The 23,137-nt window shown below is 65.8% G+C and carries 15 protein-coding genes; 11 read left to right on the forward strand and 4 right to left on the reverse strand.

What is annotated here, in order from left to right; all coding sequences use genetic code 11:
* Nucleotides 1-153 precede the first annotated feature (153 nt).
* The 8 genes from FHW58_RS00420 (at nt 154) to FHW58_RS00455 (ending at nt 17,614) form a co-directional block, all read left to right on the forward strand.
* Nucleotides 154-6,192 (forward strand): YDG domain-containing protein, encoded by a 6,039-nt coding sequence (locus FHW58_RS00420; RefSeq protein ID WP_179671130.1) that lies wholly within the window; start codon nt 154-156, stop codon nt 6,190-6,192.
* Nucleotides 6,193-6,207: 15 nt separating this feature from the next.
* A complete protein-coding gene (locus FHW58_RS00425) occupies nt 6,208-7,791 on the forward strand; it encodes a ShlB/FhaC/HecB family hemolysin secretion/activation protein (protein ID WP_179671131.1) in 1,584 nt (527 codons plus the stop codon).
* A 13-nt stretch (nt 7,792-7,804) separates the two neighbouring features.
* Complete coding sequence (locus tag FHW58_RS27370; RefSeq protein ID WP_229265001.1) at nt 7,805-13,036, forward strand: filamentous hemagglutinin N-terminal domain-containing protein; 5,232 nt, start codon at nt 7,805-7,807, stop codon at nt 13,034-13,036.
* The gene (locus FHW58_RS00435) at nt 13,005-13,754 is read left to right on the forward strand and encodes a FecR domain-containing protein (RefSeq protein ID WP_179671132.1); all 750 of its coding nucleotides are present in this window, start codon (nt 13,005-13,007) and stop codon (nt 13,752-13,754) included. Before FHW58_RS27370 ends, FHW58_RS00435 begins: the two co-directional genes overlap by 32 nt.
* 69 nt (nt 13,755-13,823) lie before the next feature.
* Nucleotides 13,824-16,115 (forward strand): cation-translocating P-type ATPase, encoded by a 2,292-nt coding sequence (locus FHW58_RS00440; protein ID WP_229265002.1) that lies wholly within the window; start codon nt 13,824-13,826, stop codon nt 16,113-16,115.
* Complete coding sequence (cueR, locus tag FHW58_RS00445; protein WP_179671133.1) at nt 16,112-16,498, forward strand: Cu(I)-responsive transcriptional regulator; 387 nt, start codon at nt 16,112-16,114, stop codon at nt 16,496-16,498. Before FHW58_RS00440 ends, cueR begins: the two co-directional genes overlap by 4 nt.
* Before the next feature lie 69 nt (nt 16,499-16,567).
* Entirely contained in the window at nt 16,568-17,287 is a 720-nt protein-coding gene (locus FHW58_RS00450) for a glutathione S-transferase (protein ID WP_179671134.1), read from the forward strand.
* 57 nt (nt 17,288-17,344) lie between these two features.
* On the forward strand, nt 17,345-17,614 hold the full coding sequence (locus tag FHW58_RS00455) for a type II toxin-antitoxin system HicB family antitoxin (protein WP_179673220.1): 270 nt from the start codon (nt 17,345-17,347) through the stop codon (nt 17,612-17,614).
* Nucleotides 17,615-17,652: 38 nt separating this feature from the next.
* Here the strand turns inward: FHW58_RS00455 and FHW58_RS00460 are convergent, their stop codons facing one another.
* Nucleotides 17,653-17,853 carry a heavy-metal-associated domain-containing protein gene (locus tag FHW58_RS00460; RefSeq protein WP_179671135.1) on the reverse strand — a complete coding sequence of 67 codons (201 nt, stop codon included), beginning with the start codon at nt 17,851-17,853 and terminating at the stop codon, nt 17,653-17,655.
* Nucleotides 17,854-18,202: 349 nt separating this feature from the next.
* On the opposite strand from FHW58_RS00460, the gene FHW58_RS00465 reads away from it, so the two are divergent.
* Complete coding sequence (locus FHW58_RS00465) at nt 18,203-18,640, forward strand: acetyltransferase (protein WP_179671136.1); 438 nt, start codon at nt 18,203-18,205, stop codon at nt 18,638-18,640.
* 173 nt (nt 18,641-18,813) lie between these two features.
* Nucleotides 18,814-19,266, forward strand: coding sequence for a hypothetical protein (locus FHW58_RS00470; protein ID WP_179671137.1), 453 nt, complete (start codon nt 18,814-18,816; stop codon nt 19,264-19,266).
* On the opposite strand, the gene FHW58_RS00475 is transcribed toward FHW58_RS00470, so the two are convergent.
* Nucleotides 19,263-19,550: a type II toxin-antitoxin system HicB family antitoxin gene (locus tag FHW58_RS00475; RefSeq protein ID WP_179671138.1), complete on the reverse strand. Its 288-nt coding sequence runs from the start codon at nt 19,548-19,550 to the stop codon at nt 19,263-19,265. The two genes, FHW58_RS00470 and FHW58_RS00475, sit on opposite strands and share 4 nt — an antisense overlap.
* Before the next feature lie 284 nt (nt 19,551-19,834).
* Here FHW58_RS00475 and FHW58_RS00480 point away from each other — a divergent pair, with 284 nt between their 5' ends.
* Entirely contained in the window at nt 19,835-20,470 is a 636-nt protein-coding gene (locus tag FHW58_RS00480) for a CCXG family PEP-CTERM protein (RefSeq protein ID WP_179671139.1), read from the forward strand.
* A 163-nt stretch (nt 20,471-20,633) separates the two neighbouring features.
* On the opposite strand, the gene FHW58_RS00485 is transcribed toward FHW58_RS00480, so the two are convergent.
* Nucleotides 20,634-22,442, reverse strand: coding sequence for a PhoH family protein (locus tag FHW58_RS00485; RefSeq protein ID WP_179671140.1), 1,809 nt, complete (start codon nt 22,440-22,442; stop codon nt 20,634-20,636).
* A gap of 235 nt (nt 22,443-22,677) precedes the next feature.
* Nucleotides 22,678-23,133 carry a peroxiredoxin gene (locus FHW58_RS00490; RefSeq protein ID WP_179671141.1) on the reverse strand — a complete coding sequence of 152 codons (456 nt, stop codon included), beginning with the start codon at nt 23,131-23,133 and terminating at the stop codon, nt 22,678-22,680.
* Between the last annotated feature and the right edge of the window lie 4 nt (nt 23,134-23,137).

The raw sequence follows: 23,137 nt of genomic DNA on the forward strand, positions 1-23,137 counted from the left end.
TTTACACTTCAATAAAAAATTTCCTGACGGCTAGATTTTCAGCCCACACCCAGCCCGAGCACCCCCAATAACAATCAGGTAGAGTCCGCCGTCCGCGACGACGAATCGAGCACGGCGGCACGTTGAAGTCCGCCCCAGTCCGAGGATGTCGTTATGCAAGCCTATCGTCCCTACAACCTGCGCCGTAAAGCCCTTGCCGTCCTGGTGGCTGCCTGCTATGCCGGCGCGCACGCCGCGCCCGTCAATCCGACGGTGGTGGCGGGACAGGCCACCTTCAACCAGCAAGGCAAGACCTTCACCATCACCAACACGCCCAACGCCATCATCAACTGGCAGGGCTTCTCCATCGGCGCCGACGAGATTACCCGCTTCATCCAGCAAAGCAGCGACAGCAAGGTGTTGAACCGCGTGATTGGGCAGGACCCGAGCCAGATCCTCGGCTCGCTGCAATCGAACGGCAAGGTATTCCTGATCAATCCCAACGGCGTGCTGTTCGGCGCCGGCGCGCGCGTGGACGTCAACGGCCTGGTGGCTTCCAGCCTGACTATCTCGAACGCGGATTTCCTGGCCGGCAAAAACAACTTCACCGCCGGCGACGTGGCTGGAAAGGTTGCCAACCAGGGCACGATCACCACGCCCAGCGGCGGCCAGATCTTCCTGATCGCGCCGGCGGTGGAAAACAGCGGCATCATTTCCGCGCCGAATGGCGACGTGGTGCTGGCGGCCGGTCACAGCGTGCAGCTGTTCGACTCCAGGGATCCGAATGTGCAGGTGGTGGTGTCCTCGCCGGCCGACCAGGCGCTGAACCTGGGCAGCATCGTGGCGCAGGGCGGGCGCGTGGGCGTGTACGGCGCGCTGGTCAACCAGCGCGGCGCCATCAACGCCAATAGCGCGGTGCGCGGCGAGAACGGCAAGATCGTGCTCAAGGCCAGCGGCACCACGCTGGTGGAGGCGGGCAGCACGACCACCGCCACTGGCAGCAACCTCAACACCGGCGGCGACATCCTGCTGCTGGGACAGCAGGTGGGCGTGACCGGCAACGCGCTGGTGGACGCCAGCGGCGCGGCCGGCGGCGGCAGCGTGCTGGTCGGCGGCGACTACCAGGGCAAGAACGCGGCGGTGATGAACGCCCAGCAGGCTTATGTCGGCAAGGATGCGCTGCTGCGCGCCGACGCTACCGACAGCGGCAACGGCGGCAAGGTGGTGGTGTGGAGCGACCAGGCGACGCAGATGCTGGGCGCGATTTCCGCGCGCGGCGGCGCGCAGGGCGGCCATGGCGGCCAGGTGGAAACCTCCGGCCATTATCTCGACATGCGCGGCACGGTCGATACGCGCGCGCCCAAGGGCGCCAACGGTTCGCTGCTGCTGGACCCGAGCGACGTCTATATCGCCGACAGCCTGTCCACCGCCACCGGCTTCGGTATGCTGTGCTGTAATACCCTGACCTCCAACGGCGGCCTGTTCCTCGAAAGCGGCCACGTGCAGGATTCGCTGCTGCTGACCGGCGTGTTGCAGTCGGCGCTGGCGACCACCGACGTCACCGTCAGCACGGCCAACAGCAACGGCATTGGCAGCGGCAACATCAACGTGATCAGCCCCTTGCTGTGGACCGGCAACCACGCGCTCAACCTGCACGCCGACGGCGATATCGCGCTGAAGGCGTCGATCAGCGGCATCGGCGGCGCGCTGAACATGATTTCCGGCGGCGCCATCGTCCAGACCACCAGCCCGATCGATGGCCTGGCCGTGACCAGTCTGACCGCGCTGTCGGCCGGCAGCATCACGCTGCAAAACAGCGGCAACGCCATCAGCGGGCTGACCACGCTGACCTCGAACGGCGGCGACATCAAGCTGCAGGGCACCAGCTACACGCTGGGCAACACGGTCGCGGCCGGCGGCCTGACGCTGGACGCCAGCGGCACCATCAACGCCAGCGGCAACGTCTCGGTCGGCGGCACCTTCAAGCTGCAGAGCGGCAGTTGGGTCCAGAACGCGGCGTCGCTGCCGGGCTTCAGCGCGGGCGACTTCCAGCTCAGCGGCGGCAGCTTCCTGCGCGCGGTGGGTGGCACTGGCACGCTGCAGTCGCCGTACCAGCTGGCCGACATTTACGGCTTGCAGGGCGTGGCCTCGCAGCTGTTATCGAGCGCGTATGTGCTGGCCAACGACATCGATGCCAGCGCCAGCGCCGCCTGGAGCGGCGGCTTTGTGCCGATCGCCAGCGGCAGCGCCTATACCGGCACCTTTGACGGCGCCGGCCATCTGATCTCCGGCCTGAACATCAGCCGCGCGGGCGTCGACAACGTCGGCATGTTCTCCGCGGTGTCGACTGGCACCATCAGCAACCTGAGGCTGAGCGGCCTCACTGTGACCGGCCACAGCAATGTTGGCGGACTGGCCGGCTCGGTGAGCAACGCCGCGGCCAGCATCAGCGGCGTCACCGTCAGCGGCGATGTCGAGGGCGTGGGCAATGTGGGCGCGCTGGTGGGCAATAACGCCGGCGTCATCAGCAACGCCGTCAGCGCCGGCACGGTGACCGGCGACGGTGGCTACAATGCCTCCAATATCGGCGGCCTGGTTGGCGTGAATACCGGCGCCATCAGCCTGTCGTCGTCCAGCGCGGCGGTGCGCGGCGGCGGCCAGGGCTATACCGGCGGCCTGGTAGGCAGCAACACCAAGAACGGCAGCGCCATCGGCTCGGTGACGACCTCGTTCGCCAGCGGCGCCGTGTACAGCTCGGGCGAGATCGTCGGCGGCCTGATCGGCGACAACAACGGCGGTACGCTGAGCAACTCCTATGCCACCGGCAACGTTGACGGCGGCCGCAATGTGGGCGGGCTGGTCGGCCGCAACACCAATGGCAGCACCATCAGCAATGCCTACGCCAGCGGCAATGTCAGCGGCAATACCGATGACTACAGCGTCAGCCACGCCAACATCGGCGGCCTGGCCGGCGACCTGTTCGACGGCAGCATCAGCAATGTGTACAGCACCGGCACGGTGAGCGGGAGCGGCTTCTACCATGTCTACGGCCTGGTCGGCTCGGTCGAGTCGGGCACGCTGAGCAACGGCTACTTCGCCCAGACCACGGCCACCTGGTCCGACGCCGCCGGCGGCATCGGCCTGACCGCGGCACAGATGCAGCAGCAGAGCAGCTACGACGGCTTTGGCTTCGGCAGCGCCTGGCGCATCTACAGCGGCCACACCACGCCATTGCTGAAAGCCTTCCTGACGCCGGTGACGGTGAACGTGAGCGGCGGCGACAGCGTGACCAAGGTCTACGACGGCCAGTCGGCCGCGTTCAGCGGCAGCGCCAGCGGCGTGCCGCAGTCCGGCGTCAATGGCACGCTGGGCTTCGACGGCGCGGTCAATGCCGGCACCTATGCGGTGGGCGGCCTGTGGTCAACCCAGTACGACATCAGCTACACCGGTAGCAGCGCCCAGCTGACCATCACGCCGCGCACCGTCACGGCCACCGTCAGCGCCACCAAGACCTACGACGGCGTGGCCTACCTGGAAGCGCCGGCCAACTACACCTTCAGCAATCTGGTGACCGGCGACACGCTGGGCGTGCGCGGCTCGGTGAGCTTCAATGACAAGAACGTCGGCACCAACAAGCCGCTGACGGTGGTCGATGCGGTGTTGACCAACAACGACTACGGCAACTATGTGCTGAGCGGCGGCGTCAGCGGCAGCGGCAGCATCACGCCGGCCGCGCTGCTGATCAGCGGCCTGAGCGCCAACTCGCGCACCTACGACGGCACCACGGTGGCCACGCTGAGCGGCACGCCGATCATCAGCGCCTTCGGCTCGGACGTGGTGACGCTGGGCGGCAGCGGCACGGCCAGCTTCAGCAACAAGAACGTCGGCGAGGGCAAGCTGGTCACGCTGAGCGGCTTCACCCTGAGCGGCGCGGACGCCGGCAACTACGTGCTGCCGACGCTGAGCGCCGACATCACGCCGGCGCAGCTGAGCATCACCGGACTGAGCGCCGCCAGCCGCGTCTACAACCTCGACTACGACGCCATCTCCGGCACCTACGGCCGCAAGGCCACCGTCACTGGCGGCACCCTGCAGGGCGTGATCGGCAACGACCAGGTCAGTATTACCGGCGCCAGCGGCCTGTTCGCCGACAAGAATGTCGGCACCGGCAAGACGGTCACCGTCAGTGGCCTCACGCTGGGCGGCGCCGACGCCGGCAATTACGTGCTGGCCGCCGCGCCATCACTGAGCGCCGACATCACGCCGGCCACGCTGACGCTGACGCTGGCCGGCAAGCAATACAACAACTCCACCGCCGGCAGCTTTGCCAACGCCACGCTGGGCGGCGTGCTCAGCGGTGCGGAGGGCATCAGCGACGCGGTGTCGCTGGTCAGCGAGGGCGCCACCGCCACCTACGCCGACAAGAACGTCGGCGTGGCCAAGCTGGTCACGGTCGGCGGCACGCCGCTGAGCCTGGGCGGCGCCGATGCCGGCAACTATGTCATCGCCGCCAACATCACCGGCGACATCACGGCGCGGCCGCTGTCGACCTGGATCGGCACCGGCCCCGGCTTGTGGAGCGCGGCCAGCAACTGGGCTGACGGCATCGCCCCGGACGGCGCCAACGTGCTGGCGGCCTCGCTCGGCAGCAGCGCCGGCCTGATCACCTACGACGCCAGCGCCGGCAACACCACGCTGGCCACGCTGACGTCCAGCGGCGCGCCATTGACGCTGACCGGCGGCAAGCTGACGCTGACCGGCAAGGGCGACCTGGCGTCCAATGTGTATGGCACGCTGACGCAAAACGGCGGCGCGCTGGCGGTGCAGGGCCGCCTGTATGCGAGCAACGCGGCGCTGATCAGCGGCGCCTTGAGTGGCGCCAGCGGCAGCGAGATCGTGATCGGTGGCCTGAGCCAGAGCGGCGGCATCATCGACAGCAACGGCGCGGTGACCATCGGCAACGGCGGCAACATCGCGCTGGGCAATATCCGCGCGCAGAGCCTGACGCTGAACGCCGGCGAGGGCGGCAGCATCACGCAGAACAGCGGCGGCCAGCTGGTGGCAGACAGCGTCAGCGCCACCGCCATGCACGATATCGCGCTGACCAACGCCAACAACCACGTGGGCGCGTTTGCCGCCGTGGTCGCCGGGCAGGGCGATATCGCGCTGACCAACACGGTGTCGAGCGGCGAGCTGGCGCTGGGCGTGTTGAACACCCAGGGCAGCGTGATCATCGACAACCACGGCGGCATCCACACGGCCGGCAGCATTACCGGCGACCGTTCGGTGTCGATCACCGCGCACAGCCCGGTCACCATCAACGACACGGTGTCCGGCGGCGACATCACGCTGTCCGCCAGCACCGACATCACGCTGAACGGCGGCTCGCAGCTGCTGGCCGTCAATTCCATCGGCCTGACGGCCGGCACCAACATCCAGCTGGGCGGCGTGCTGACGGTGCAGCCGGGCGGCAGTATCAACGCGGTGGCCACCAGCGGCAGCATTTCCACCCTCGGCGGCACGCTGATCAACAGCAGCGGCGCGGCCGTCTCGCTGTCCGCGCCCAACGGTTCCATCAGCACCGTGGGCGGCTCGATTGCCGGCGGCACCGCGCTGACTGTCAACGATGGCGCCGCTGCCGCAGCGGCCGCGGCAGCTGCCAAGGCGGCCGCCGATGCCGCCGCCGCCAAGGCCGCGGCCGACGCTGCCGCCGCCAAAGCAGCCGCCGATGCCGCTGCCAAGGCCGCCGCTGACGCTGCCGCCAAAGCGGCTGCCGATGCCGCCGCTGCCAAGGCCGCCGCCGACGCCGCTGCCGCCAAGGCCGCCGCCGACGCGGCCGCCAAGGCTGCGGCCGATGCCGCCGCGCAGGCCGCCGCTGATGCGGCCGCCAAAGCCGCCGCCGATGCGGCCGCCAAAGCCGCCGCCGACGCCGCCGCCAAGGCCGCCGCCGACGCCGCCGCCGCCAAGGCCGCCGCCGACGCGGCCGCCGCAGCAGCAGCGCAGGGCCAGAGCGGCCAGCCGGTGGCGCAGGCGATCAATTCGACGGTCAACATCATCAACAGCAGCAACGCCGGCAGCCAGGCGTCGGGCAGCACGGCCAGCGGCGGCAACAGCGCGCCGGACAACAAGACGCCAGAGGACAAGCGCGCTGCCACCAGCAACACCGACCTTGCCAGCGCCAAGGAACAGACCAAGAAAATGTACTGCAATTAATCCATGGGCCACAACATGACATATAAAATCACGCGCCTGCTCGCAGCTTCCCTTCTGGCTGTGGCGGTGGCGTCGGCGTGGGGCGCGGACACGGTGGACGACGGCGTCGTCCGCTTTGAGATTTCCCGTTTTGACGTCAAGGGCAACACCTTGCTGCCGCAATCGGAGATCGACGCCGTGCTGTCCTCCTTCAGCGGCAAGCAGCGCGACTTCGGCGACGTGCAGCGTGCGCTGGAGGCGTTGGAGGCGCGCTACCACCAGCACGGCTACAACGTGGTGACCGTCGAACTGCCGGAACAGGAGCTGAACGGCGGCGTGGTCACGCTGCGCGTGGTGGAGACCAAAATTGGCCGCGTGACGGTCAAGAACAACCAGTACTTCGACGAGGCCAACATCCGCCGCAGCCTGCCGGCGTTGCAGCCGGGCCGCTCGCCCGATCTGAAGGCGGTGTCGGCCAACCTGAAGCAGGGCAACGAGAGCCCGTCCAAGCAGGTGACCATGAAGCTGCAGAGCAGCGAGCTGCCGGACGAGGTGGACGCGGTGCTGGACGTCAAGGACGAGTCGCCGTGGAAGGTGATGGGCAACGTCGACAACACCGGCACCGAAGCCAGCGGCAAGACCCACGTCGGCGTCATCCTGCAAAACGCCAACCTGTTCGGGCGCGACCATCTGGCCTCGCTGCAGTACACCACCTCGGCCGAGGAACCCGGCCGCGTCAAGGTGTATGGCCTGGGCTACCACATTCCGCTGTACGCCTCGGGCGATTCGCTGGACTTCTACGCCAGCTATTCCAACGTCGATTCCGGCGTGATCAGCGCTGGCGCGCTCAGCCTGGCGGTCAGCGGCAAGGGCGCGGTGTATGGCGCGCGCTACAACCAGGCGCTGGCCAAGCGCGGCGAGATCGAATCGAAGCTGTCGTACGGCGTGGACGTCAAGGCCTTCAAGAACAGCGTGCTGTTCGAGACGGCCGAACTGGGCAACAACGTCACGGTGCGCCCGCTCAGCCTCGGCTATCAGGCCAGCGCGCCGATCGCCCAAGGCGACGTCGGCGGCCAGATCACGCTGGTGCGCAACATCTCCGGCGGCAGCAATGGCGACCAGCGCGCCTTCACGGCGGCGCGGCTGTATGCCAAGCCAGACTACACCTTGCTGCGCTTCGGCGGCAGCATCACGCGCGCGCTGCAAAGCCAGTGGCAGTTGCGCGCCATCGTCAACGGCCAGTACACCCGCGACGCGCTGATTCCGGGCGAGCAGTTCGGCGCCGGCGGCGCCACCTCGGTGCGCGGCTTCATCGAGCGCGAGATTTCCAACGATTCCGGCGTTAGCGTCAACCTCGAGGCGTACACGCCCAATCTGTGCACGCGCACCGGCTGGAACTGCCGCCTGCTGGGCTTCTACGATACCGCCTACGTCAGCCGCAACAAGGCGCAGCCGGGCGACCTGGACACCACCACCATCGCCAGCGCCGGCCTCGGCGCGCGCTTCGTGCTGTCCACCTATGTCAACCTGCAACTGGATTATGGCCACGTGACCAAAGCCGGCGCCACCGCCCGCGCCAACGCCAATCGTCTGCACCTGCGTCTGGGACTGGCCTACTGACCCGGAGAACAAGATGAAACCGCAGCCCCGTTTTAACTTGCGTCGTAAAGCCCTGGCCGTGGTGGTGGCCGCCGCCTTCAACGTGGCCCAGGCCAATCCGGTGTCGCCGACCGTGGTGCACGGCATGGCGACGTTCAATCAGCAGGGCGGCGTGTACACCATCACCAACACGCCCAACACCATCATCGACTGGCGCAGCTTCTCGATTGCGCCGGGCGAGATCACCCGCTTTCTCCAGCAGAGCGGCGACAGCAAGGTGCTGAACCGCGTGACCGGCGTCGACCCGAGCCAGATCCTCGGTTCGCTGCAATCGAACGGCAAGGTGTTCCTGATCAATCCCAACGGCGTGCTGTTCGGCGCCGGCGCGCGCGTGGACGTCAACGGCCTGGTGGCCTCCAGCCTGACTATCTCGAACGCCGATTTCCTGGCCGGCAAAAACAACTTCACCGCCGGCGACGTGGCTGGCAAGGTTGTCAACCAGGGCACGATCACCACGCCCCGCGGCGGGCAGATCTTCCTGATCGCGCCAGCGGTGGAAAACAGCGGCATCATCTCGGCGCCAAACGGCGACGTGGTGCTGGCGGCCGGCCGCAGCGTGCAGTTGTTCGACTCGGCCGATCCGAACGTGCAGGTGGTGGTGTCGGCGCCGGCCGATCAGGCGCTGAACCTGGGCAGCATCGTGGCGCAGGGCGGGCGCGTGGGTGTATACGGCGCGCTGGTCAACCAGCGTGGCGCCATCAACGCCAATAGCGCGGTGCGCGGCGAGAACGGCAAGATCGTGCTCAAGGCCAGCGGCACCACGCTGGTGGAGGCGGGCAGCACGACCACCGCCACCGGCAGCAACCTCAACACCGGCGGCGACATCCTGCTGCTGGGCCAGCAGGTGGGCGTGACCGGCAACGCGCTGGTGGACGCCAGCGGCGCGGCCGGCGGCGGCAGCGTGCTGGTCGGCGGCGACTACCAGGGCAAGAACGCGGCGGTGACGAACGCGCAGTCCACCTACGTGGGCAAGGACGCGGTGATCAGCGCCGACGCCACGCAGCGCGGCAACGGCGGCACCGTGGTGGTGTGGAGCCAGCAGGCGACCCGCATGCACGGCGCGCTGTCGGCGCGCGGCGGCGCCTTGGGCGGCAATGGCGGCAGGGTGGAAACCTCCGGCGATTATCTGGACGTGGCCGGCGCGCGCGTGACCACCAGCGCGGCCAGGGGCAAGACCGGCAGCTGGCTGCTCGACCCGTATGACATCGAAGTGGTGAGCGGCCGCGGCGGCGTGTTGGGCGATGCGGCCACCTTCGGCGCCGGCGCATCGACCGGCACCACGTCGATCGGGGCCGATCTGATTTCCGAATCCAGCACCAACGTGGTGCTGCAGGCCAAGCACGACATCACCTTCAGCGCCGCCATTTATAGCGACACCACGGCCGGCCTGACGGCGCAGGCGGGCAATGACATCAAGGTCAATGCGCCCATCTACATGTACGGCGCCGTCACGCTGAGCGCCAACGACGCCGCCAGCGGCAGCGCCTCCGGCATGGGCGGCGTGACACTGGCCTCGCTCGGAAGCTCGGATGTCATCAACACTGCCGGCAGCAACCTGACGCTGCGCGGTAGCTACCTCACCATCAACGGCGCGGTGGATCTCGGCGGCGGCAGCCTGGACGCCATCGCCAACGTGGCCGGCGGCTACATCACGCTCGGCGCCAACAGCATGGTGGTCACCGGCGACGGCTATCCGGTGTTGTCTTTCGTCTCCGATAACATGAATTTGAATGGCGGCAGCGGCACCATTGCCGGCAAGACGGTGTCGTTCAAGCCGTTCACGGCCAGCCGGGGCATCGTCTTCGGCGGCACCGGCACCGGTACGCTGAACCTGACGCAGGCCGCGCTGGACAAGGTGGCCGCCGACACGCTGCTGATCGGCGACAGCGGCTCTGGCAGCATAAGCAGCGGCGGCGACGTCACGCTGAGCGGCATCAGCCACCTGCAACTGGAAAGCGCCGGTGACATTACGCTGAACCACGCGCTGAGCGGCGTGACGCAGCTGGCTGTCAGCGTCGATGGCAGCGGCACGCTGACCACCGGCGCCAACGCCACCATCCAGGCCAGTTCGGTGGCGCTGACCGGCAACAAGATGAGCCTGGGCGGCAGCATCAGCGGCGAGGGCATATCCGTCAACGTCTACGATGCCACCACCGGCATCAGCCTCGGCGCCGAGCAGACCGACAAGTTGAGCCTGACGACCGACGAACTGAAGACGCTGAACGCGGCCACGCTGGACATCGGCACCAAGGCCGACTACACCGGCACCTTGACCGTGGCCGGCCCGGTCGACCTGAGCACCAGCACGGTGGGCCAGCTCAATCTCGGCGGCGGCGCGATTGCGGTCAACGAGGCGCTCAGCGTCAAGCAATCGCTGAACCTGACCGCGGTCAACGATATCATCGGCACCGGCGTCATCACCGCCGACAGCCTGTATGCGCAGGGTGGTCGCGTCACGCTGACCGGCGCCAATGTGGTCGGCACCCTCTCCGGCTACGCCACCAAGGGCTTCAGTTACAGCAGCGCGGGCGACATCAGCATCGGCCACGTCACCGGCTGGACCGACGGCGTTACGCTGAACGCGGTTGGCGGCATCGATCAGGGGATGGATGGTTCGCTGGACGCCACTTCGGTGTCGCTGACGGCGGGCGGCGCCGTGCGCCTGAACGGCACCTCGAACCAGATCGCCGCGCTCAGCGCCACCAGCGTGGGGTCGCTGTCGCTGAACGATACCAGCGGCCAGACGGTGACGCTGGGCGCCATCACGCTGAACGGCAGTAACCCGGACGGCACCATCACCGTCTACACCGTGGGCGACCTGGCGGTGGGCGGCGCGTTGAGCGCGGCCGGGCAGAGCGTGACGCTAAATGGCGCCAACGTGACCGGCGGCGGTGTGATCACCGCCGCCAATCTGAATGTCAGCGCCGGCGGCAACGTTGCGCTGAGCGGTGCCAACCTGGCGGCCCGTGTCAGCGGCGCCAGCGCCAACGGCAGTTTCAGCTACAACGGCTATGGCGACTACAGCGTCGGCAGCATCAGCGGTGGCGGCGGCATTGTGCTGACCGGCACCGGCGCCATTGCGCAGGCGGCCGGCGATGGCGTGCTGAATGCGCTGTCGCTGAGCGTGACCACGCCGGGCGCGGTCAGTCTGCTGGGCGATAACACCATCACGGCGCTGAGCGCGACCAATGTGGGATCGCTGTCGTTCAAGAACAGCCAGGCGCTGACGCTGGGCGATGTGTCGCTCGCTTCGGCCGCCACCGGCAACATCGACGTTGAGGCCACCGGCATCACGGTCAGCGGCACGCTGAATGGCCGGGCGCAGAACGTGGCGTTGTCGGGCAATACGGTGGTGGTCAATCACGCCGGCTCGGCGGGCAGTTTCGACATTGGCGCCAACGCGCTGACGCTGGCGGCGGACCTGAATGCGGATTATGCTGCAGTCCATCCGTACAGCAACGGCTACAGCATGGTGGTTGGCAGCGGCAGCGCTTGTGGCGCCACTTGTATGGCGGTCAGCAATTTCTGGCACCTGGCGGCGTCCACCGTGGCATTCGGCTCGACCGATGGTGTGCTCAATCTGGGCACCATTTCGGTGGCCGGCATCGTTGCCGGCGGTGGCCAGTTGGCCGGCAGCCTGAATGCCAAGACCAACACGGTGGCACTGCTCGGCCACAGCGGCGACATCACCCAGACCGGCGCGATCAACGCGCGCGATCTGGCGCTGAAAACCAGCGGGAATATCACGCTGACCAACGCGGGCAATACCGTCACCAATCTGGCGGCGGATCAGACCGGGTCGGGTGGCGCTTCCAGCTTCAGCAGCTTTGTCGTGACGCAGCCAGTGGTCGGCAATCTGAGTTTTGCCAATACCGGCACGCTGGCGATCGCGCAGGTGGATGGCGTCAATGGCGTGACCAGCAACGGCAACGTGGTACTCGACGTGTTGAGCGGCGGCGTGGTGCGCGGCAGCGGCTCGGCGACGGGCGGCACGCTGAAGGCCAATGCGCTGACGCTGAACACGCAGAGCGGCGTGGGCGCCAGCGGCAGTCCGCTGGTGACCCGCGTGGCCGAGCTGACCGTGACCAATACCGCCGGCAGCGGCGGCAATGCCGGGATTTATATCGCCAATACCAATAACAATACCGAGATGCTGACGGTGCATAACGTCAAGCAGATCGACGCCGGCGGCGGCAATGGCGGCGCGATCAGCATCGACAATACCGGCGGCATGAAGGTGATCAATGGCAGCACGGTGGCCACCACCAGTGGCGCGATCACGCTGCAGACGCATAGTCCGCTGGTGATCGATGGTGCGGTGACGTCGGACAGCGGCAACATCACGCTGGCGGCGGGGACTGGCTATGACCCGAGCAATACGATTACCGTGGGGAGTACCGGTGTGGTGTCGTCGGCCAGCGGGCAGGTGGCCATCACGGCAACCAGCTATGCCTCGACCGGCTCGGTGACGGCCGGGAATGGTGCGGTGACGGTGACGCTGGTGCCAGCACCGACACCGACGCCAACGCCAACGCCAACGCCAACACCGACGCCAACACCGACGCCAACACCAACGCCAACGCCAACGCCAACGCCAACGCCAACGCCAACGCCGACGCCAACGCCGACGCCAACGCCAACGCCAACGCCAACGCCAACGCCAACGCCAACGCCAACGCCAACGCCAACGCCAACGCCAACGCCAACGCCAACGCCGACGCCAACGCCAACGCCAACGCCAACGCCAACGCCAACCCCGACGCCAACGCCAACGCCAACGCCAACGCCAACGCCAACGCCAACGCCAACGCCGACGCCAACGCCGACGCCAACGCCGACGCCAACGCCAACGCCAACCCCGACGCCAACGCCAACCCCGACGCCGACGCCGACGCCAACGCCAACGCCTGTGCCAACGCCGCCACCGTCGGCCGACATCTGCACCATCGCGCCGAACTCGGCGCTGTGCCAGGTGCTGTCGCCGCCGTCGGCATCCGAGCCTTACAAGCCAGTGCAGCAAGCCTCCAACCAGGTGATCACCATCGTCAACAGCAGCACCGCGGTGGAGAAAGGCGAATCGGGCAGAGGCGGCTCGGGCGGCAGCGGCAACTCGTCCACACCTGAAGACAAAGCCGACAAACTGGCAACCACCAAAGACACCACCGGAACCAAAAATGAAACAACTCCAAAACTCTACTGCAATTAAAGCCTGGCTGGCGCTGATGTTGTTCTGCGTGGCCAGCCTGAGCTGGGCCGCGCAGGTGGCGGGCACCATTGTGCAGCTGAGCGGTCCACTGATGGCGCGCAAGGCCGATGGCGCCGTGCGGGTGCTGTCCATGAAGTCGGAGGTGGAAAGCGGCGACACCCTGGTGACCGAGAAAAACACCTACGCCATGGTCAAATTCATCGACAACAGCGAAATCACGCTGAAGCCCTCGACCACCTTCAAGGTCGAGAACTTCGCCTACGACGCCGGCAACCCGGACGGCGACAACGCCTCCTTCAACCTGGTCAAAGGCGGGCTGCGCTCGGTAACCGGTCTGCTCGGCAAGCGCAACAAGGAAAAGTTCGCGATGAAGACGCCCAGCGCCACCATCGGCATCCGCGGCACCACCTTCATCGCCGACATCGTCCCGCTTGGCGCCGTGCCGCCAGTGCCATCGAGCGGCACGCAGGGCGTGGCGCCAGGCCTCTACCTCCAGGTACTGGATGGGATAGTCTTGCTGAGCAACCAGGGCGGTTCGCAATTGTTCAATGCCGGCCAGTTTGGCTTTACACCCAATTTCACCGTGCCGCCCATCGTGCTGCCGCAGAATCCCGGCTTGAAGTTCACGCCGCCGCCTATCTTCAACACCAACATCGGCGAGCCCGGCAACAGCGGCGCAACGACGAAGCCCAATACGGTCGATTGCGAAGTCCGCTAAAAAAACCTTGACCTTCCAATCGTGGGATACTTGATGCTGTAGGTATGAAAATACAGCATCGGGTGTCCCATGAATCAGCAAGCGATCAAAATTGACGGCATGAGCTGCGCCTCCTGCGTGGGCAGGGTGGAGCGGGTGCTGGCGGCGGTGCCGGGCGTCGACAAAGTCAGTGTCAATCTGGCAACCGAGATGGCGCGCGTCGAATCGGCCGAGCCGGTCGACTTTGCCGTGCTGGCGCAAGCCATCGACAAGGCCGGCTACCAGGCCTCGTTGCCGCCGCCCGAGCCGGGCAGCGCGCCCACGCCAGTGTCGTCGTCGGCCGCAGGCACGGGCACGGGCGCAGGCGCAGGCGCAGCCGCAGCCGCGCAAGCTGGCCGCGCGGCTGCGGCGCCGCTGCTGGCGCCCACCGGCGGTGCCGCCGTGGCGCTGTCGGCGCTGTTTTCCCTTCCCCTGATTGTGCCCATGCTGCTGGAACTGGCCGGCGTCCACTGGATGCTGGACGGCCGGCTGCAATGGCTGCTGGCGACGCCGGTGCAGTTCTGGCTCGGCGCGCGTTTCTATCGCGCCGGCTGGCTGGCCGCCAAGGCGCGCAGCGGCAATATGGATCTGCTGGTGGCGCTGGGCACCAGTGCGGCATACGGCCTGAGTGTCTATCAGCTGCTGATGGCGGGCGCCATGCCGCACCTGTATTTTGAAGCGTCGGCAGTGGTCATCACGCTGGTCCTGCTGGGCAAGTGGCTGGAGGCGCGCGCCAAGCGCCAGACCGCGCAGGCCATCCGCGCGCTGCAAACGCTGCGTCCTGAGTCGGCGCGCGTGCGGCGCGGCGGGGAGGATGTGGATGTCGCCATTCACGAGGTCAAGGTGGGCGACATCATCGTCGCGCGTCCCGGGGAACGCATTGCCGCCGACGGCGTGGTGACCGAAGGCGCCAGCCATGTGGACGAGGCGCTGATCACCGGCGAGAGCCTGCCGGTGGCGCGGCACGCGGGCGAGCGCGTGACCGGGGGCGCGATCAATGGCGAAGGCCTGCTGCTGGTGCGCGTGACGGCGGTGGGCGCGGAAAGCACACTGTCGCGCATCATCCGCCTGGTGGAGGACGCGCAGGCGGCCAAGGCGCCGGTGCAGCACCTGGTGGACCGCGTCAGCGCGATCTTCGTGCCGGTGGTGCTGGTGCTGGCGCTGCTGACCTTCGCCGGCTGGTGGATGGCCGGCGGCGATGTGGAGCGGGCCATCATCAACGCGGTAGCGGTGCTGGTGATTGCCTGTCCGTGCGCGCTGGGGCTGGCCACCCCGGCCGCCATCATGGCCGGCACTGGCGTGGCGGCGCGCTACGGTATCCTGATCAAGGACGCCGAGGCGCTGGAACTGGCGCACCGCATCACCACCGTGGCCTTCGACAAAACCGGCACCCTGACCGAGGGGCAGCCATCGCTGGCCGCGCTGGTGCCGGCGCCGGGCGTCGCCGACGCGCGCCTGCTGCAACTGGCCGCCGCCGTGCAGCGCGGCAGCGAGCACGCGCTGGCCCGCGCCGTCCAGCAAGCCGCCGCAGTTGCAGCCGACGGTATCGCCGCGCCATCGTCCCCCGCCGCCGGCCCGCTGCTGGCATCCGACATCAGCGCCTTGCCCGGCCGCGGCGTCTCGGCCACGGTGAACGGCATGCGGCTGCTGCTGGGCAGCACGCGCTTGATGCAGGAGCAGGGCATCGCACTGCAAGCGCTATCGCAGCGCGCCGCAGCGCTGGAGCAATCCGGCCACACCATCTCCTGGCTGGCAGACGCCGGCAACAGCCAGCTCCTTGGCCTGCTGGCCTTCGGCGACCGCCTCAAACCGCAAGCCCAAGCCGCCATCGCCGCACTCCACGCCATGGGCATCCACACCGTGCTCCTGACCGGCGACAACCAGGGCAGCGCCAACGCCGTCGGCCAGCAGCTTGGCGTGCGGCGCATCGTCGCCAACATGCTGCCGGCCGATAAAGCCGGCACCATCGCCGCGCTCAAACAGGACGGCGGCACCATCGCCATGGTCGGCGACGGCATCAACGACGCGCCGGCGCTGGCCGCCGCCGACGTCGGCATTGCCATGTCCAGCGGCACCGACGTCGCCATGCACGCCGCCGGCGTCACGCTGATGCGCGGCGACCCGGCGCTGGTGGCGGCGGCCATCTCGATCTCGCGCCGCACCTACGGCAAGATCCGCCAGAACCTGTTCTGGGCCTTTATCTACAACCTGATCGGCATCCCGCTGGCTGCCTTCGGCCTGCTCAACCCCATAGTGGCCGGCGGCGCGATGGCCCTCAGCTCGGTCAGCGTGATCAGTAACGCGCTGCTGCTGCGCCGCTGGAAACCGGAGAACCAGTCATGAACATCGGACAAGCCGCAACGGCCACCGGCATCTCGGCCAAAATGATCCGTTACTACGAAAGCATCGCCCTGATCCCGCCCGGCAAGCGCAGCGACGCCGGCTACCGCATCTACGGCGACAACGACCTGCACACGCTGCGCTTCGTCAAGCGCGCGCGCTTGTTGGGCTTCTCGCTGGAGCAGATCCGCGACCTGCTGTCGCTATGGCAGAACAAGGAGCGCGCCAGCGCCGACGTCAAGACCATCGCCATGGGCCACGTGGCCGAACTCAATCAGCGCATCGCCGAACTGACCGAGATGCGCGACACGCTGCAGACCATGGCCAGTTGCTGCCACGGCGACCAGCGTCCCGACTGTCCGATCCTGCAACGCCTGGCCGATTGAGAGCGGCGGCGGCCAAAAAGCGCGCTGAATCGGGCTCCGTCATCGCGGTGCCGGTGCTACCATGGCCGCATGACGACTCCATACCAACTCTATTACTGGGACGGCTTGCAGGGCCGTGGCGAATTTGTGCGGCTGGCGCTGGAGGAAGCCGGCGTGCCGTATGTGGACGTGGCGCGCGGGAAGGGGGGCATGGCGGCACTGAAGGCCAGCCTGGATGGCGGCAAGGTCGATCATCCGTCGTTCGCGCCGCCGGTGCTGCGCGCGGGCGAATTGCTGATCGGGCAGACCGCCAATATCCTGCAGTTTCTCGGCGCGCGGCATGGGCTGGCGCCACGTTCGCAGGAAGGGCGCTTGTGGACCAATCAGCTGCAGCTGACGATCGCCGATATGGTGGCGGAGGCGCATGATACGCACCATCCGATTTCCACCAACGCCTACTACGAGGATCAGAAAAAGGAAGCCAAGGCGCGGTCGAAGGATTTCCGCGCGCAGCGGATTCCGAAGTTCCTCGATTATTTTGAAGGCATCATGGAGCGCAATCCGGGGCGGGGCGGTTACGCGGTGGGATCGCGGCTGTCGTACGTGGACCTGTCGCTGTTCCAGCTGCTCGATGGGCTGATGTACGCCTTCCCCAAGACGATGGCCAAACTGGCGCCATCCTATCCGCGCCTGCATGCGCTGCACGCGAAAGTGGCGCAGCGGCCCAACATCGCAGCCTACCTCAACTCGACGCGGCGGATTGCGAACAACGAGACGGATATCTTCCGTCATTATCCGGAGCTGGAGTAGCGGGCGCTCGCGTTGCCGGAAGATTTGGTACGGCGCAGACGGAAGTGAGGTTTGGATATGCTTTACCCTTTGTATGTATGGAAAGATGACGGCAGCGCTTACGGTGCTAGTTTTCCCGATTTTCCGGGTGTGCACACCGCAGCTGATGAGCTGATCGATCTGCCTGCGATGGCCCAGGAGGCAGCTTGGACGATGTATGAGGATGGTGACAGCGCTTTGCCTCCACCATCCACCATTGAATCGTGGCTTGATGATGCGCGCTTCCAGGATGGTTTTTGGATGATGGTGGAGATCAAAACGACCGCAGAGCTTACTGCGGGCCGTTAAATTCACGGCGTCAAGGAGGACGCCGTTTGTGCGCGCGATCAGGCGGCGCTGGTGACCGGGTAGCCGGCGTCGGCGATGGCGGATTTCAGTGGGGCCAGCGGCGTGGCGCTGTCGATCCTGACCGATTTGGTGGCCAGGTCGACTTCCACTTTGGCGCTGGCGTCGATGGCTTGCACGGCCTTGGTGACGGCGCCCACGCAGTGGCCGCAGCTCATGTTTTCTACTTGAAGCTGGTACATCGCATACTCCTCAATCAGTGTCGATACCCGTACTTTAATCCTTCCTGCCGTGGGAAGGTCAAGCGTTACTGTATGATTGCCAAATCCTTAACTCGCCGGAATGATCGATGAACAGATTTCTGCTGGGGATGTGCGCGAGGCTGTTGGCGGCCAGCGAGGCGGACTGCGAAAAGCGCTGCGCCTTGCTGACGTCTTAGCTGGACGCGGGGCGGCAAGGTAATCTGGCGCGGCAGGGCGCCAGAGGCATTGCTCGACTGGTGACTGGTCTTGCTTACCTGTTGCCGTGGCTGTTTGCGTTGGCGCTGGCCGTGTGGCTGGTGCGTGTGTTTTGGAGAAGGGGTTTCAGGAAATGATCAGTATCAGGGCATCGCGTGTTGGCGATGGGGAGCGTGTGGTGGGCATCTGGCGCAGGGCTGTCGATGCGACGCATGATTTTTTGACGGCGGCGGACCGTGCGGCCATTGATGAGGAGGTGCGCGGCTTTTTGCCGTCCGCGCCGCTATGGCTGGCCGTCGATGAGCAGGATGTGCCGCTTGGCTTCATGCTGCTGAGCGATGCGCACATGGAGGCGTTGTTTGTCGATCCCGCGCATCATGGACAAGGGATCGGCCAGGCGCTGGTGGCGCATGCGTGGACGCTGCATCCGGTGCTGACCACCGATGTCAACGAGCAGAACGGACAGGCTGCGGCGTTCTATGAACGCATCGGCTTTGTCCGCACCGGCCGTTCCGCGCTGGATGGCCAAGGGCGCGCCTATCCCCTGATTCATTTGCGGGGGCCGGCGTGAGGTGGTCTACAACCACAAGGGCGAGGGAGGCCCGGACTTCTCCCGGCCGCGCATGGGCCGGCAAGGCGCAGGGCGTCAACCGGTCGATGAGAAGGATGGTGCTCGCTACGTTGGCGATGGCGTGTGCCGTGTGTGCCGCGTCTGATTTGGCGTCCAACGCCGAGCTCAGGACGATGAACAAGGCGGATACGGCGGACCGCGCGCCGGACAAGATCGACTGGACCGTAGTCAACGCCAACGATGCGCAACGGCGCCAGCGCGTATCCGAGATGCTGGCGCGCGGCGAGATCCGCACGGCGGAGGATTACTATCACGCCGCCATGATTTACCAGCATGGGGAGAAGCCGAAGGATTTCCAGCTGGCGCACGCGTTTGCCGTTATCGCCTCCCGGCTGGAGCCCGGCCAGCCGGCGCCCAAGTGGCTGATCGCGGCTTCCTGGGACCGCTATCTGATGTGGAAGAAGCTGCCACAGTGGTACGGCACCCAGTACCAGGTCTCCAAGGATGGTGTGCGCTCGCTTTACCCGGTTGACCCCAACGCCGTCACCGACGCCGACCGCGCCGCGCTGCATGTGCCATCGTTGGCGGAAGCGATGGCGGATGCCCAGCCCAAGCCGGCCAATTAGTCCTGCGGCGGGTCGTCCAGCCGGGCCAGGTCGAGGCTGACCAGGGCCCAGATGCCGCCGGCATAGTCCGGTTCCTGCGAGAGCGTTTCCAGTTCCGATGGCTTGATTTCGAACGATTTGCCGGCTTCGACCAGCTGGCCGACATGGCCGTAGATGGCCTTGGTGGCATTGCTCATGGCTTTGTCCACCGTTTCGCCTGTGGTCACGCAGCCCGGGATGTCCGGCACCGTGACGCCATATTTTTTGGCGCCTATCGTTTTCTGGATCAGGATAGGAATGTCCATGATGACTGACCTCTGCTAGGGCATGAAATCCGGGCAAAATCAATAACTTGGATGCCTAGTGTCATACAGGATGCCGCCGGTTTCAAGCACTTTTACAGGCTGGTGTTCACCCCGCTGTTCGTGGTTTTTGCGCGATTGACATCGTACATTGCCTCGGATAACATTCGAAACATGCTATTAAGCATTTAAAAATACACAAAAGAAACATCATCGCCACGGTCCCACATCCCCGTACCTGGTTAGGCTTTCGCCGCTTTTTAACCATTTCACCTACAGGGACCATCATGAAATACGTCAAACTCGCCGCTCTCGCTGTCGCTCTCGTTTATGGCACCGCCGAGGCGGCCGTCATCACTTTCCAGACCGGCTATTCGAACGCGGGCGCGCAGGTCAGCGCTAACGATTACCGTGCGGTGGTGGATGCGGCTGTTGCCAATTCGTCGCATACCACCGTGCTGAACAACTACGACATCGTGTCGAACCAGTCGCTGTTTGGCGCGGGGGCGACCAATATTGCGTTTAAATCGACCATCAATTTTGGCCTGGCTGCGGCGGGGACGTATTCGTTCCGCGCGGGCGTTGACTTCGGCAACGGCGGCGCGGTGTTCCTGGATGGGCAGGCGGTCGATTTCAGGACCAACGATATGTGGTGGGCGCATGATTATGCCAACACGGGGTCGGTGTTCAGTGTGAACAACAAGGCGCTGACGGCGGGCAACCATACGCTGACCATTTATGGGCTGGAGGGCTGCTGCGATGGCGGCCAGCAGGTGCAGTATGCGGCCAATGGCGGGGCGTTCCAGAGCTTTAACGCGAGTACGCTGCAGATGGCGCCGGTGCCGGAGCCGGAGACGTATGCGTTGATGTTGGGTGGCTTGGGGGTGGTGGGCGCTGTCGCCCGTCGGCGTAAGAAGGTTTGATGCTTGCTTTACCCCCCAAACGAAAGGGTCTGACCCCGTACGGGGTCAGACCCTGGCGTAGCGGTTTGCGGGTTTTGACGGTGCCATCCGCGCCCTAAAAAATCAGCCCCGCCGGCATTGCTGCGGGCGGGGCTGAGGGGGCCGAACTAAACGATTTATACCGTTACAGCACCTCGCTGGCGTGGTCCGCCAGGCGCGAGCGTTCGCCGCGTGCCAGCGTCACGTGGCCGCTGTGCGACCAGCCCTTGAAGCGGTCCACCACGTAGGTCAGGCCGCTCGAACCTTCGGTCAGGTACGGCGTGTCGATCTGCGCGATGTTGCCCAGGCAGATGATCTTGGTGCCCGGGCCGGCACGCGTCACCAGCGTCTTGACCTGCTTCGGCGTCAGGTTCTGCGCCTCGTCGATGATCAGGAACTTGTTGACGAAGGTGCGGCCCCGCATGAAGTTCAGCGACTTGATCTTGATGCGCGAACGAATCAGGTCCTGCGTCGCCGCGCGGCCCCATTCGCCGCCGTCCGAATCGGACTTGTTGAGCACTTCCAGGTTGTCGTCAAACGCACCCATCCACGGCGACATTTTCTCTTCCTCGGTGCCCGGCAGGAAACCGATGTCTTCGCCGACCGGCACCGTCACGCGGGTGACGATGATTTCGTTGTAGAGCTTGGTTTCCAGCACCTGCGCCAGGCCGGCGGCCAGGGCCAGCAGGGTCTTGCCGGTGCCGGCCTGCCCCAGCAGCGTGACGAAGTCGCATTCCGGATTCATCAGCAGGTTGAGCGCGAAGTTCTGCTCGCGGTTGCGCGCGGTGACGCCCCAGACATTGTTCTTGTTGTGGCTGAAATCGCGCAGCGTCTGCAGCACGGCGGTCTTGCCGTTGATCTGCTTGACCTGGCCATAGAACGGCGCCTCGCCATTCTTCGGCTCCAGGAACACGAACTGGTTGACCAGCATCGACGGCACGAACGGCCCGGTCACGCGGTAGAACGTCGCGCTCTGGCCGTTTTTATTTTCCTGCCACGATTCCAGGTCCTTGCCGTGCTTGTTCCAGAAATCGTCCGGCAGCTGGACGATGCCCGAGTACAGCAGGTCGGTGTCTTCCAGCACGTGGTCGTTGAAGTAGTCTTCCGCCGGCAGGCCCAGCGCGCGCGCCTTGATGCGCATGTTGATGTCTTTCGACACCAGCACGATGGCGCGGCCTTCCTGTTCGGCTTCCAGCGAACGCACCACCGACAGGATCTGGTTGTCGGCCTTGCCCGACGGCAGGCCGACCGGCAGCTCGGCGGTTTGCAGGCGCGTCTGGAAGTACAGGCGGCCCTTGGCGTCCTTGTTGCCCAGCTTGGACAGCGGGATGCCGTTCTCGATGGCGTCGTCGTCGGTGTTGGAGACCAGCGCGTCCAGCGTGCGCGAGACCTGGCGCGCGTTGCGGGCCACCTCGGTCATGCCTTTCTTGTGGTTGTCCAGCTCCTCCAGCGTCATCATCGGCAGGTAGACGTCGTGCTCCTCGAAGCGGAACAGCGACGAGGGATCGTGCATCAGCACGTTGGTGTCCAGCACAAACATCTTGGTGGCGCCGGTCTGGTCGGCGTGGCGGCTGGTGGACGACTTGATTGTCACCTCGTTGGTCTTGTGCTTGGCCGGATGCGGCGCCTCGGCCACGATCGGCGTGACCTTGTTGCGCGGCGACGGCTTGCCCTTGGCCTCGACCGCGTCGGCGGCGGCCTGCAGGACGGCTGGCGCGGCTTTCAGCACGGCGGCCACGGCCTTGGATTTGCCCGGGGCCGGGGTCTTGGCCACGGCCGGTTTCTTTGCTGCGGGAACTGCCTTGACGGTCGCCGCTTTCTTCGGCGCTGGTGCCGGCGCGGGCGCGATGTCCGCCACCGCCGCGAGGGCGGGCGTCACGCGGCCGGTGGCCTGGGGGTAATCTTTTGCCAACAGTATAGTCGCTGGCTTACTTGGTATTTTTGGCAGTGGCATCAGGATCTCAATCGAAAGATATCTGGAGGAATCCGCCCATGGGGAAACGCCCCGATGGGGTGGATGCTGGGTAAAAGGGAAAAGTAGACTGCCGACGGGCGCGACTCCGGCCCGGTGAAAGTACCGCAAGGTGGCCGGCTGGCCACCGAGGAGGGTAGGAATTACAGTGATGACTCAAAATGTTGATGTCGCTCGCTACAGGTTAAGCACACCGGAAGAGCGCGCATCCAAAAACTCAAGCCTGATGCGCCACAAATTCCAGCACTTCATCGACGTGACCTGCTACCTTCACGCCTCTCCATTCTTTCACTATTTGGCCGGTAGCGTCAATCACAAACGTACTGCGCTCGATGCCGCGCACCGTCTTGCCGTACATTTGCTTCATCTTCATGACGCCGAACTGCTCGCAGACTTTTTCGTCCGGGTCGGAGATCAGTTCGAACGGCAGGCCAAGCTTGGCCTTGAAGCTTTCGTGCGAGCGCAGCGAATCGCGGCTGATGCCGTAGATCTCGGTATTGGCGGCCTGGAATTGCGGGTACAGGTCGCGGAAGGCCACGTTCTCGGTGGTGCAGCCTGGGGTGTTGTCCTTGGGGTAGAAGAACAGCACGGTAAAGCGCGCCGGACGGCCGGACAACTGGAAGGTCTGGCCGCTGGTCATCGGCGCGGAGAAATCGGTTACTACATCAGCCACAGGC

Source organism: Duganella sp. 1224 (assembly GCF_013408245.1).
Lineage (GTDB): Bacteria > Pseudomonadota > Gammaproteobacteria > Burkholderiales > Burkholderiaceae_D > Rugamonas.

Coding starts and splice junctions, on each gene's coding strand:
- FHW58_RS00420 (WP_179671130.1), top strand. CDS start 154: ATGCAAGCCTATCGTCCCTACAACCTGCGCCGTAAAGCCCTTGCCGTC.
- FHW58_RS00425 (WP_179671131.1), top strand. CDS start 6,208: ATGACATATAAAATCACGCGCCTGCTCGCAGCTTCCCTTCTGGCTGTG.
- FHW58_RS27370 (WP_229265001.1), top strand. CDS start 7,805: ATGAAACCGCAGCCCCGTTTTAACTTGCGTCGTAAAGCCCTGGCCGTG.
- FHW58_RS00435 (WP_179671132.1), top strand. CDS start 13,005: ATGAAACAACTCCAAAACTCTACTGCAATTAAAGCCTGGCTGGCGCTG.
- FHW58_RS00440 (WP_229265002.1), top strand. CDS start 13,824: ATGAATCAGCAAGCGATCAAAATTGACGGCATGAGCTGCGCCTCCTGC.
- cueR (WP_179671133.1), top strand. CDS start 16,112: ATGAACATCGGACAAGCCGCAACGGCCACCGGCATCTCGGCCAAAATG.
- FHW58_RS00450 (WP_179671134.1), top strand. CDS start 16,568: ATGACGACTCCATACCAACTCTATTACTGGGACGGCTTGCAGGGCCGT.
- FHW58_RS00455 (WP_179673220.1), top strand. CDS start 17,345: ATGCTTTACCCTTTGTATGTATGGAAAGATGACGGCAGCGCTTACGGT.
- FHW58_RS00460 (WP_179671135.1), bottom strand. CDS start 17,853: ATGTACCAGCTTCAAGTAGAAAACATGAGCTGCGGCCACTGCGTGGGC.
- FHW58_RS00465 (WP_179671136.1), top strand. CDS start 18,203: ATGATCAGTATCAGGGCATCGCGTGTTGGCGATGGGGAGCGTGTGGTG.
- FHW58_RS00470 (WP_179671137.1), top strand. CDS start 18,814: ATGAACAAGGCGGATACGGCGGACCGCGCGCCGGACAAGATCGACTGG.
- FHW58_RS00475 (WP_179671138.1), bottom strand. CDS start 19,550: ATGGACATTCCTATCCTGATCCAGAAAACGATAGGCGCCAAAAAATAT.
- FHW58_RS00480 (WP_179671139.1), top strand. CDS start 19,835: ATGAAATACGTCAAACTCGCCGCTCTCGCTGTCGCTCTCGTTTATGGC.
- FHW58_RS00485 (WP_179671140.1), bottom strand. CDS start 22,442: ATGCCACTGCCAAAAATACCAAGTAAGCCAGCGACTATACTGTTGGCA.